This window comes from Bacillus sp. FJAT-18017 (assembly GCF_001278805.1).
In the GTDB taxonomy this organism is placed as follows: Bacteria; Bacillota; Bacilli; order Bacillales; family Cytobacillaceae; genus Bacillus_D.
The window spans coordinates 4420461-4432897 of record NZ_CP012602.1 but is presented as its reverse complement, the minus strand read 5'-3'; the positions used below and the strand labels follow the sequence as shown (position 1 = coordinate 4432897).

General features: G+C 45.5%; 11 protein-coding genes. 10 read left to right on the top strand and 1 reads right to left on the bottom strand.

The window, feature by feature from the left end:
• Window positions 1–22: 22 nt before the first annotated feature.
• The gene (locus tag AM500_RS20680; protein ID WP_053600927.1) at window positions 23–511 is read right to left on the bottom strand and encodes an antibiotic biosynthesis monooxygenase family protein; all 489 of its coding nucleotides are present in this window, start codon (window positions 509–511) and stop codon (window positions 23–25) included.
• Between the two features lie 236 nt (window positions 512–747).
• Here AM500_RS20680 and hemE point away from each other — a divergent pair, with 236 nt between their 5' ends.
• The 10 genes from hemE (at window position 748) to AM500_RS20630 (ending at window position 12382) form a co-directional block, all read left to right on the top strand.
• Window positions 748–1791, top strand: a complete 1044-nt coding sequence (gene hemE, locus AM500_RS20675; RefSeq protein ID WP_053600926.1) for a uroporphyrinogen decarboxylase — start codon at window positions 748–750, stop codon at window positions 1789–1791.
• A gap of 151 nt (window positions 1792–1942) precedes the next feature.
• Complete coding sequence (gene hemH, locus AM500_RS20670; protein ID WP_053600925.1) at window positions 1943–2878, top strand: ferrochelatase; 936 nt, start codon at window positions 1943–1945, stop codon at window positions 2876–2878.
• A 24-nt stretch (window positions 2879–2902) separates the two neighbouring features.
• Window positions 2903–4345 carry a protoporphyrinogen oxidase gene (gene hemY, locus AM500_RS20665; protein ID WP_053600924.1) on the top strand — a complete coding sequence of 481 codons (1443 nt, stop codon included), beginning with the start codon at window positions 2903–2905 and terminating at the stop codon, window positions 4343–4345.
• Window positions 4346–4632: 287 nt separating this feature from the next.
• On the top strand, window positions 4633–5367 hold the full coding sequence (locus AM500_RS20660) for an MBL fold metallo-hydrolase (protein WP_053600923.1): 735 nt from the start codon (window positions 4633–4635) through the stop codon (window positions 5365–5367).
• Between the two features lie 41 nt (window positions 5368–5408).
• Window positions 5409–6398 carry a lipoate--protein ligase gene (locus AM500_RS20655; protein WP_053600922.1) on the top strand — a complete coding sequence of 330 codons (990 nt, stop codon included), beginning with the start codon at window positions 5409–5411 and terminating at the stop codon, window positions 6396–6398.
• Window positions 6399–6959: 561 nt separating this feature from the next.
• The gene (locus tag AM500_RS20650; protein WP_053600921.1) at window positions 6960–8528 is read left to right on the top strand and encodes a fatty acid--CoA ligase family protein; all 1569 of its coding nucleotides are present in this window, start codon (window positions 6960–6962) and stop codon (window positions 8526–8528) included.
• 114 nt (window positions 8529–8642) lie between these two features.
• Window positions 8643–9419 (top strand): enoyl-CoA hydratase-related protein, encoded by a 777-nt coding sequence (locus AM500_RS20645; protein ID WP_053600920.1) that lies wholly within the window; start codon window positions 8643–8645, stop codon window positions 9417–9419.
• A 499-nt stretch (window positions 9420–9918) separates the two neighbouring features.
• Window positions 9919–10653, top strand: a complete 735-nt coding sequence (locus AM500_RS20640; RefSeq protein WP_053600919.1) for an AzlC family ABC transporter permease — start codon at window positions 9919–9921, stop codon at window positions 10651–10653.
• Window positions 10643–10948 carry an AzlD domain-containing protein gene (locus AM500_RS20635; protein WP_053600918.1) on the top strand — a complete coding sequence of 102 codons (306 nt, stop codon included), beginning with the start codon at window positions 10643–10645 and terminating at the stop codon, window positions 10946–10948. The genes AM500_RS20640 and AM500_RS20635 overlap by 11 nt, the downstream gene beginning before the upstream one ends.
• A 159-nt stretch (window positions 10949–11107) precedes the next feature.
• Window positions 11108–12382 carry a M48 family metallopeptidase gene (locus AM500_RS20630; RefSeq protein ID WP_053600917.1) on the top strand — a complete coding sequence of 425 codons (1275 nt, stop codon included), beginning with the start codon at window positions 11108–11110 and terminating at the stop codon, window positions 12380–12382.
• Window positions 12383–12437 lie beyond the last annotated feature (55 nt).

Below are 12437 nucleotides of genomic sequence, written 5' to 3'. Positions count from 1 at the left end.
GATGCCTGCTCTTTACACCTTACTATCCGATTGTATAACGTGATACATACGATTGGCCTGCAAAGATGTTTGAAGCGTTTCCGGACCCGCCATTCCCATGGCCCTGGCTAAAGTCGTCGGATTCCTTCCAGTAATGGAATGCTTCTTCATCCTCCCAAACTGTTAAAATTACATAGGTATTTGAACCAAGTGGACGAAGGACCCGAAGCGCCTTGAATCCTTTTGTATTCTCAATTTTGCCAGCACGGTTTTTAAAGCGGTATTCAAAGCCGGGTCTACCCTCGTCGGTAACAGGAATATTGTTCATGATAACAAGGCCTTCGCCTTCAATTGCCCCAACAGCTTCGAGCACTTCATATTTTCTTGGAGAATTGAAGACTGTCTCTCCCGGAGTTTCATGAAGTAGCAATGCCCCCTCCTCCCCGGACATCAGTACCATGTGCTCGCCTCCATGTTTTTCTGCCAGTTTTTCAAGAAAATCGTAGGTTCCCGCTGTAATATAAATGTTCATGCAATCTCTCCTTTTTATATATTTTGGATACGGTTATAAAGGCTCACTTGTATCTTCCCCTTAAGTTACAGACTTGCAAACTTAAAAACGACTTTTTTTTGACAGTTGGTACCGTTCCCTATGCACGCCTGAAATTTATAGATATAGTTGAAACAGTTATGAAATTTAGATGATTTCTATTTTTACCGTGATTATATTACAATGTTGAGAGATACGTCTTGAAAGGTGGAACTGCAATGAGAGAGATCAACGAAACATTTTTGAAGGCAGCGAGAGGTGAAAAGACTGACCATGTACCGGTCTGGTATATGCGCCAGGCAGGACGTTCACAGCCTGAATACCGGGCGATCAAGGAGAAATACTCCCTGTTTGAAATCACCCATCAGCCTGAGCTTTGCGCCTATGTAACAAGGCTTCCAGTTGAGCAGTACAATGTTGACGCTGCCATTCTGTATAAAGATATTATGACTCCACTGCCTGCATTAGGTGTGGATGTAGATATTAAAGCAGGAATTGGGCCTGTTATTTCAAATCCAATCACCTCGCTTGCGGATGTTGAAAAGCTTGGCGAACTTAATCCTGAACAGGATGTTCCATATGTTCTTGAAACGATCAAGCTTTTGACGGAGGAACAGCTTTCTGTCCCGTTGATTGGCTTCTCAGGTGCACCGTTCACGCTGGCCAGCTATATGATCGAAGGCGGCCCATCCAAAAACTATAATAAAACAAAATCGTTCATGTATGCTGAGCCAAAGGCTTGGTTCGCCCTGATGGACAAACTGGCAGAGACAACGATTACGTACGTGAAGTCCCAGATTAAAGCAGGAGCCCGCGCAATCCAGATTTTCGACTCCTGGGTTGGAGCATTGAATGTTGAAGATTACCGCATATTCATTAAGCCTGTCATGAATAGAATTTTCACCGAGCTCCGTGAAGAGAATATACCTTTAATCATGTTCGGCGTCGGCGCGAGCCATCTCGCACTGGAATGGCACGATCTTCCGGTTGATGTTGTCGGCCTTGACTGGCGGCTGCCAATCAGCGAGGCAAGGGCTATGGGAATCAATAAAACGGTTCAGGGCAATCTTGACCCGGCAATCCTGCTTGCTCCATGGGAAGTTATTGAAGAACGGACGAAGGCAATCCTTGATCAAGGAATGGCGCAGCCTGGCTATATCTTCAACCTTGGCCACGGGGTATTCCCTTCAGTTAATCCTGAAGTTTTGAAAAAATTGACTAGCTTCGTCCACGAATATTCAGCTTCTAAACTCAGCCGTTAATTAGAACGAATCTAAATAGTGGTATAGTGGCCGGATATTTGGCAAAATAGTATTGAACTCACATCGGCAGGGAGAAATCCCTGCCGTTTAAGGTTAAAAATACTTAAAAGAGACGCCCGGGAATGCCTGGGAATACTAAGAGGTGTGGAGAATGGAAAGAAAGAGAATGGGCCTACTTGTAATGGCCTACGGAACACCCCATACATTAAATGATCTTGAACGCTATTATACTCATATTCGCCATGGCCGAAAGCCTTCTGAGGAAATGCTGGAGGATTTACGGAGCCGGTATGAGGCGATTGGCGGTATTTCACCATTGGCCGATATAACAGAAAGGCAGGCAAGAGGGCTTGAAGCACGCTTAAATGAAATCCAGGATGAAATTGAGTTCAAAATGTATCTTGGGCTTAAGCATATCGATCCGTTCATTGAAGACGCAGTCCAGCAAATGCATGCAGATGGCATAGAGGAAGCTGTAAGCATCGTGCTCGCTCCCCACTTTTCAACGTTCAGTGTGAAATCCTATAATGGACGCGCAAAGGAAGAGGCTGAAAAGATTGGCGGCCCGACTATTGTTTCTGTTGAAAGCTGGTATGAAGAGCCGAAGTTCATCACGTACTGGGCGGACCGTGTGAGGAATACATTTGCAGGTATGCCTGGGGATCAGAGGGATCATGCAATTCTTATTGTATCGGCACACAGCCTTCCTGAAAAAATTCTTCAATTTGGCGATCCATATCCAAACCAGCTGAAGGAGACTGCAGATTTGATTGCCAGGGAAGCGGGTATAAAGGAGTATGCAGTCGGCTGGCAAAGTGCCGGCCAGACTCCGGAGCCATGGCTTGGACCTGATGTACAGGACCTGACACGGGAGCTTCATGCCGAACATGGCTACAAAGCGTTTGTCTATGTTCCTGCCGGTTTCGTTGCCGAGCATCTTGAAGTACTTTATGATAACGATTACGAATGCAAAGTAGTCTGCGATGAAGTAGGCGCTGCCTATTATCGCCCAGACATGCCGAACAGCCAGCCAGAGTTCATAGATGCCCTATCCGAAGTGATTTTGAAAAAACTCGGGGGCCAATAACATTCAATAAATGAGGCGATAGATGTGGAGCAAGCCAAGAAAAGAGTAATCATCATGGGAGGTGGAATCGCGGGCCTTACGGCAGCTTACTATCTTCAGAAAGCCGTCCGGGAGCTGGAATTGCCTGTAGAGGTTTTCCTCATAGAGGCGTCTCACCGTCTTGGCGGAAAAATGCAGACAGTAGTCCGGGATGGCTTCGTAATTGAGCGGGGGCCAGATTCGTTTCTGGCTCGCAAAACCAGTATGTCGCGACTTGCGGCTGAAGTTGGGATGGACGATAAGCTGGTCAGCAATTCCACTGGACAATCGTATGTACTCGTGAATGATAAGCTCCACCCGATGCCGGGGGGCTCCATCATGGGCATACCGACTCAGATAGCGCCTTTTCTTACAACTGGTTTGTTTTCTGTTCCAGGGAAGCTCAGGGCTGCGGCCGATTTCATTTTGCCAAAGTCACCCGAGGGCAAAGACCAATCACTGGGAAAATTTTTTAAAAGGCGGCTCGGCGGAGAGGTTGTCGAAAACCTGATTGAACCGCTCCTGTCGGGGATTTACGCTGGAGATATTTATCAACTAAGTCTGATGTCTACCTTCCCGCAATTTTATGAGGTGGAGCAAAATCACCGAAGTTTGATTGTTGGGATGAAAAAGACAACACCTGCACCGAAGACGCCGCAAAGTCAGCAAGGCTCCAAAAATAAAGGCGGAGGATTCCTGGCATTTCGTACCGGATTCCAGTCGTTTGCTGATGCAATTGAGTCAAAACTCAATCCAAACACTGTCCTAAAAGGGTACAAAGTCAAGAATGTCGTCAAAGAAGACGGATATTATGAAATAAATCTTTTTAACGGGGAACCTCTGATTGCAGATTGCATTATTTCGGCGGTGCCTCACCACGTCGCCCATTCAATTTTTTCAGCATATAGTTTTTTTGAACCGTGGAAAAGCATGCCGTCTACCTCTGTTGCGACAGTAGCGATGGCATTTCCGGAAAGTGTGATTAAGGACGATATTAATGGTACTGGATTTCTGGTTTCCAGGAATGGTGATTATTCTATTACGGCCTGTACGTGGACTCACAAAAAGTGGGCACATGCTGCACCGGAAGGGAAAGCACTATTGCGCTGCTATGTCGGTCGGGCTGGAGATGATACAGTAGTCGATTTATCCGATGACAAAATTACAGAGATTGTCCTCGAAGACTTGAGAAAAGCGATGAATATTCAAGCAAAACCCGAATTTGTAATCATCTCCCGCTGGAAGGATTCGATGCCACAATATACGGTCGGCCATAAGCAGAGGCTGCAAACGTTGAAGGAATCAATCGCAGATGAGCTTCCTGGCGTATTTTTGGCCGGAGCCTCCTATGAAGGAGTCGGGCTCCCGGATTGCATCGACCAGGGAGAAGCTGCCGTCAGGGATGTTTTGAACTTTTTAGGATTCGAAAACAAAAATAGGATGGACTAAACTCTTTAATTGAAAGAGGGCTGCGCCAGCCTGCCCGGAATGTGGCAACGCCTGGAGTTGCAATTAAATTAGTTGGTTCATTTTATATAACATGATTTACTGCACCCGCTCCACATCGGCGCGGGTTTTTTATAGGTGTTTTGAAAAGTGGCAAGATTTTCTTATAAAACATATCTACGTTGAGCTCCACAAGGGGTTCCGTTTTTGCAGGTCCAAAGCATGAAAAAGATTGATATTTTCAGTATAGTTAATACTAAGTGAATCCTATTCAAACGAGGTGGGAACAAATGAAACTAACGGTGATAGGTTTTTGGGGCGGATACCCAAAAAAGGACGGAGCAAGCTCAGGGTATTTATTGGAGCATGACGGGTTCAAGCTGCTAATTGATTGCGGCAGCGGTGTACTTGCCAAGATGCCTCATGTTGTAAAACCGGAGGAGCTGGATGCGGTTATCCTGTCGCATTACCATCCTGACCATATTGCGGATATTGGGGTTCTTTACCATGCCAGGCTGATTCAAAGCTTCCTTGTTGGCAAGCTGCCAGTTCTGCCTATTTACGCGCATAGGGAGGACCAGGCTGAATTCGCCAAGCTGACACATGATGATAAGACCAGAGGTGTTGCCTATGACCCAACTCGGACCTTGGAAATTGGGCCATTCAAAGTGATCTTCCTTAAAACTGATCATCCCGTACCTTGCTATGCAATGAGATTTGAGGCGGGCGGAAAGTCCTTCGTCTATACTGCTGACAGCTCCTTTAAGGAGGAGTTTGTGGAGTTTTCCAGGCATGCGGATGTGCTACTTTCGGAATGTAATTTTTACTCAAATCAATCAGGTAAAGGTGCCGGCCATATGAATAGTAAGGAATGCGGAATCTTCGCTCGCAGGGCCGAAGTCAAGAACCTCATTCTCACACATCTTCCCCATTATGGAAATATTGATGACCTAGTTACTCAGGCCTCTGAAGAATGGGACGGGCCTATCAGCCTGGCATACGAATTCATGGCTGTAGAAATCTAATTATGATGCTAGCCTTTTTAGGCTGAAAAAGGAGAATGTACATGCTGTTTATCGATAATCAGGGTATCACAGATCCCCGAATCAATTTGGCGATTGAGGAATACGCCTTAAAAAACCTCGACATCAACGAAACGTACTTACTATTTTACATAAATGGGCCATCGATTATCATCGGAAAAAACCAAAACACCGTTGAAGAAATTAATACAGATTATGTAGAGGCAAACGGAATCCATGTAGTACGCAGGCTTTCAGGCGGAGGGGCTGTCTATCACGATCTAGGCAACCTGAATTTCAGCTTCATCACGAAAGACGATGGTGAAAGCTTCCATAACTTCAGGAAGTTCACTGAGCCTGTTGTCGCGGCACTTAACCGGCTTGGTGTTAATGCTGAATTAAGCGGCAGGAATGATCTGGTCGTTGATGGCCGGAAAATCTCAGGAAATGCGATGTTCTCAACTCGAGGCAGGATGTTCAGCCACGGCACGCTCATGCTGGATTCGGAAATTGATGCCGTTGTTTCTGCCTTAAAGGTGAAAAAGGACAAGATTGAATCCAAGGGCATTAAGTCTGTCCGCAGCCGGGTAGCCAATATTTCCGAGTTTCTGGACAAGAAAATTACTATGGAGGAATTCCGCTCGCTGCTATTGAACTATATCTTTGATGGTGCCGATCATATTCCGGAATATAAACTAACCGATAGCGATTGGGAAAAAATCCATCAACTTTCCAAGGAACGCTACCAGAATTGGGATTGGAATTATGGCAAGTCCCCTAAGTTCAATCTGCAGCGTTCACATCGTTTCCCTGTCGGGTCAATCGACCTTAGGCTCGAAGTTGACAAAGGTAAGATTGAAAACTGTAAAATTTATGGCGATTTCTTTGGAGTTGGCGATGTTAATGAGATTGAAAAGAAGCTGAAAGGCATCCGCTATGAGCGCTCGGAGATTGAAAAAGCTCTGGAAGATGTTGATATCAAGCACTACTTCGGCAACGTGACAAAGGAAGAGTTCATTGGTCTAGTATATTAATAAAAAGGCTTTCCAACAGGTCATTGAGCTTGCGACCTTTTTGGGAAGCTTTTTTTGTAAAAAGCTGTGTTAGTAGCTATTTTTGATCTATTAGCATTGTTGGTTGGAGCGGAAATCAACAACATTGTTTTAACATAGCCTTGTAAAAAGAAATGGAAAGTCGAATCTTGATTACATTTTGGAATAGATTTAGGGGAGAAATGTAACCAACAAGGTGTATTGGTAACATTTTGAGAGAAGATGTAAGGTGAAATGTAACCAATAGAGCGTCTTGGTGACATTTGGAAGCAGGATCTAAGGAGAAACGTCACCAATAGCTTCCAGGCAAACCCGAGTGAATTTTTGCAAATAAAGATGAACTGCCCACTTTCAGACTTACACACTGCTAATCTTAGCTAGTGTCGATTTTTCAATAAGCAGTCATTCTCTTTATATATTAAATTTGGTTGGCTTAAACTTGAAGGGGGTTGGCGGTGGCTCTATAATGTATTTAGAATATTTTAAATTTTAAAGAACAGTGAATGAACGGTCATTCATTTTTCGAACAAGGGGGAAAAGGAGTTGAACATATCAGCAAAGTTGCATGAGACAGCTCAGACTGTACCTGGCAAGCCAGCATACTATTTCATGGGAAAACCGACTGCCTATGGGGAGCTGGATGCCGCCATTACGAAATTTGCGTCGGGCCTTGAGCAGCTGGGGGTTGAAAAAGGGGATAATATTGCCCTTCTGCTAGGCAATTCGCCATATTTTGTTATCAGCCTCTATGGTGCACTTCGGCTCGGTGCCACCGTCATTCCGGTCAATCCGCTCTATAGTGCTGATGAAATCGGTTATATCCTTACAAATGGAGATGTAAAGGCAGTTGTATCATTGGACTTGCTGCTGCCGGTCGCGGAGAAATCCCACAACCTTCTACCTAAAATTGAACATTATATCATATGTGACTCCAATCAGCCTGAAGCTGCGGGAATAAAAGCTGAGGAGTTATCAATTTACCCAAAATTGAAACCGTTTACAGAAGTGCTGGCCTCTGGCCGTCTTGATTACATAGGCCCCAACCTTGCCGAAGACGATACGGCAATTATTTTGTATACCTCAGGAACAACGGGAAAGCCTAAGGGGGCTATGCTGACGCACAAAAATATTTACAGCAATGCTATTGATGTCGGCAATTATTTAAAAATGGATGAAAACGACCGAATTATTACGACGCTTCCGATGTTTCATGTTTTTTGCCTGACGGTTGCTTTGAATGCTCCGCTAATGAGGGGAGCGACGATGCTGATTGCGCCTCGCTTTAGCCCGAAGGAAATTTATGATTTGGCTCGTGATTACGAGGCAACGATTTTTGCTGGAGTACCGACCATGTACAACTTCCTTCTCCAATTCGCTGGAGCTGGCGGCAATGTTGAGGACTTTAAGCATTTACGGCTTTCTGTATCAGGAGGAGCATCGATGCCGGTTGCTCTCTTGTATAATTTTGAAAAAACATTCAATGTCAGGATTTCTGAAGGCTATGGCTTGTCCGAAGCATCACCGGTTACCTGCTTCAATCCGCTTGACCGTGAAAGGAAGCCGGGTTCGATTGGCACTTCAATTCTCAATGTCGAGAATAGGGTGGTCAATGAACTTGGCGAGGACTTACCCCCGGGGCAGGTCGGTGAACTGATTGTCCGCGGCCCGAACGTGATGAAAGGCTATTACAAGATGCCGGAAGAAACTGCTGCGGCTATCAAGGACGGTTGGCTGTATACAGGAGACCTGGCCAGGATGGATGAAGAGGGCTACTTCTACATCGTTGACCGGAAAAAGGATATGGTCCTCGTCGGAGGCTACAATGTGTATCCCCGTGAAGTTGAAGAGGTTCTATTCGACCATCCCGGAATTGTTGAAGCCGCGGTCCTTGGTGTCCCTGACCCTGACTTCGGCGAGGCTGTTGTCGCCTATGTTGTAACTAAAAATCCGGCGCTGGGTGAAGAGGAACTTCGCGAGTTTTGTGCCGCCCACCTGGCTAAGTATAAAGTGCCGAAAACAATTGAATTCCTGGAAGAACTTCCGAAGAATACGACTGGGAAGATTCTGCGCAGGGCGCTGCGTACCCAGGTGGCTGAAGCAGCAAAGAAGTAAAGAAGAGGTTAGTAACGAGAACGTTTGACTAAGTGAGCTTAAGAGGAAATAAAGTAACAAGGGGCGGGAGATGAAACCTGCCCTTTCCACTGTAAAGAATAGAGGTGTTAAAGATTGGATCTGATTTTGTTGGAGAAAAAAAATTACATTGCGATTATAACGATTAATAGGCCACAAGCAATGAATGCTTTCAATTATGAAACCCTTCTCCGGCTTCAGGAAGTAGTTGAGGAGGTAAGTGCCGACCAGACCATCAGGGTAGTCATTTTTACAGGGGCTGGAGAGAAGGCTTTCAGCGTAGGTGCTGACTTGAAGGAAAGGAAAACACTGAGCGTCGAGCAGGTTTTACGGAACGTCGGAAAAATAAGTGAAGTCTTTAATCTTGTCGATGGGATGCCACAGCCAACAATTGCTGCCATTAACGGGTACGCATTTGGCGGTGGTATGGAGCTCGCATTGGCATGTGACTTCCGGATTGCCGAACAGGGCATCCAGCTCGGGTTGACCGAGACGAGTCTTGCAATCATCCCCGGAGCTGGCGGTACACAGCGCCTGCCAAGGCTGATTGGACAGGCTAAGGCTCTGGAACTTATTCTTGGCGCCCACAGGCTTACAGCAGGAGAAGCAGACCAATATGGGCTGCTGACCAGGCTTGCGGAGGAAGGCAAAGTGATGGAGTCGAGTCTTGAATTCGCCGAGAGGCTTTTGGGGAACGGCCCGATTGCTTTAAGACAGGCAAAGTTCGCCATCAAACGGGGAATGGAAACTGATTTGCAGACTGGGCTGAAAATCGAGCGGGAAGCTTACGAGGAATTGATCCCGACCGAGGACAGGGTAGAAGCGCTTGTTGCATTTAGTGAAAAGCGAAAGCCAAACTTTAAGGGAAAGTAAGTTTGGTATTTTTGATTTATTTAGAGGCTGGCGAACAGGGAGGGGATTTTTCCTTCCCGACAACATCGAAATGTCCTTGAGCGGGTATGCTCAGGGACATTTTTACATTTCGAGACGCGTTATGTCCTTCAAACGCTCGTTCAAGGACATATTAATATTTTCGATAAGCATTGAATGGTAGTTGCCACTAAACCGATCAGGACAACTTTTTTAATATACAGGACAGATTTCAAGATATTCAGGACATTTCCCGGATGATTCAAGACATTTCCCAAACGATTCAGGACAGATTTTCGCATATTCAGGACAGACCCGGTCCGCCGACAGTGTAAGGCGAATTACCGTAGAGGAATGGGGAAAGCAGCCTACCCATCCCCACATTCCATTATACTGCGGAACATGGGAAAACTTCATAACCCGTAAAATATAGATGCCGAACGACAGAATTTTTGGTAAAATCTATCCTTATAGAGATTTTGCATGGCAAGGGGGATGGAAAATGGCAGAAACAGTAGCAGGAAAAATGACTGATTCAACAGATTTTAGATCCGGTCTGCAGGCAGGCATCAGTATCGCAATCGGCTATTTTCCGATTGCACTAACGTTCGGGCTTTTGGCAAAATCAGCGGGACTATCAATAAGCGAGACACTGTTGATGAGCCTGATAGTCTTTGCAGGAGCAGCCCAATACATATCACTAAGCCTTTTAAGTCTAGGGACTGGTATCTTTGAAATTGTCCTGACTACGTTCATTCTTAATATCAGGCACTTTCTGATGGCAACTTCCTTGAATGAAAAAACGCCTGAGGGTGATATTGGTGCGAAAGCCATTTATTCCTTTGGTTTGACTGATGAAACCTTTTCGGTTGCCGCAACGAAGGAAGGGGAGGTCAGGAAGGGGTATATGTTCGGCCTTATTCTCATTTCTTATGCGAGCTGGGTAGTTTTTTCAGCAATCGGCCATGTGATTGGCTCCAATCTTCCGCAAACACTCCAGGATGGAATGGCTGTCGCTTTGTATGCAATGTTTATCGGTCTTCTGGTTCCTTCGATGAAAGGCAATGCGAAGGTTGTATATCTGGCTGCAATGGCTGCCGCCTTCAATACTATCTTCACAATGGCCGGGGTGCTTGAAGCCGGTTGGTCGATTGTTACTGCGACACTGCTTTCTGCATTCATTGCTGAAGCTATCGTATATGTAAGGGGAAAGAGGGTGGCCAGCGATGAAAAGTGAAATCGTTTGGATGATCATCGGAATGGGGATTGTTACCTACATTCCGAGAATGCTGCCATTTGTCCTTTTTAAGGGAAAGGAACTTCCGCCTTTCCTGCAGGGGATTCTGAAAAATGTTCCATTCGCAACACTTGGAGCGCTGATTTTTCCAGGGATTCTATCAATCCATGAAGATTTGAGATTTGGTCTGATTGGTGCAGCCTCGGCGTTTATCATAGCGTTCCTTGGGGCGAATGTAATTGTTGTTGTGATTGGAAGCATTGCTGTCCTGTCCGTCATATCAGGAATCCTTTAGATGCCGTTCCATAGTGGGAACGGTTTTTCTTCTGTATGTCAGGCTGCTTTTTCTGGAATAATTGGAACATGTCCCTAAAGTTGAGGGGAACCTCGTTCTAAACAAAGACTTTTATACTAAACTAATAAGAGAGAGGCTGTACAAAAAGGAGGACACACTATGGCAAGGAAGATGGGGGCATTTGCAATCCTGGCTTTTGCGCTCTACGGGCTTTTCTTTTATTGGTACTTGTTCCATTTTTCAAGTTCTGCCCTTCCGTTTGAATACCAGGGGACAAGTGCGGACCCCGCGACATTCCTGAATGGACGCGAACTTGAATTGACTGAAGAGTATTCAAAGATAAGAAATATGCTGTTTTTCCTGGCATCCTCATGGGAATGGCTATTTTACATTTTAATTATGCTAACAGGGCTCAATACCTGCTTTAAACGCTGGGCTGAAGAATCCGCTCCAAGAAAGTTTCTGAGAACACCGATTTACTTGTTCTGGTTTTCGCTGGCAGGGTATGCAGCCGCGCTTCCACTAAGCTTTATTGGCTACAAGCTGTCACGGACCTATAATATTTCAACCCAAACCGCTCCATCCTGGATGAAGGATGAACTGATTGATTTTTGGGTCAACTATGCAACCTTATTGATTATCATCCCGGTACTTTACTTTCTGTTAAAAAAATTTCCAAAGCGCTGGTGGCTTCCAGCCTGGCTTCTGACCATTCCGTTTACGCTATTCATGATGTTCCTGCAGCCTGTGATCATTGATCCGTTATATAACGATTTCTATCCGCTTAAAAACAAAGATCTCGAAGCCAAAATCCTTAATCTGGCAAGCCAGGCCCATATACCCGCCGAGCATGTTTACGAAGTGAATATGGCGGAAAAAACGAACGCAATGAATGCCTACGTTAACGGAATTGGGTCCAATTCGCGAATTGTCCTTTGGGATACAACTCTGAACCGCCTTGATGATGACCAAATTCTGTTCATTATGGCGCATGAAATGGCCCACTATGTCGAGAAGCATCTGTATATTGGAATAGCCGGATACTTGCTTCTGTCGCTTCTCGGTCTATATCTTGTTCAGGTCATTATGAAGCGGGTCCTTGAAAAATGGGGCAGGGAATTGAAGATTTCATCAGCCGATGATATTCGAAGCCTGCCGCTCATCCTCGTCATCCTGTCGATGCTGATGTTCATTTCAAGCCCCGTCTCAAATGCAGTTTCACGTTATCAGGAAAACAGGGCGGATACGTATGCGATCAAAATGACCAAAAACCCTCAGGCAGCAATCGGCAGCTTCCAGGAACTGACCCGCAGCGGGCTCAGTCAGGTAAACCCTCCATTTCTGGTCAAAGTATTTCGATATGGGCATCCAACCATGCTAGAGCGCATTACCATGCTGGAGGAATATGAAATCCAGCATAAGAAGAACGAATAACGTTTGGGCCGGGGCTAACTCGGCCTTTTTCTATTTTAGAAAAAAACCTGACTAT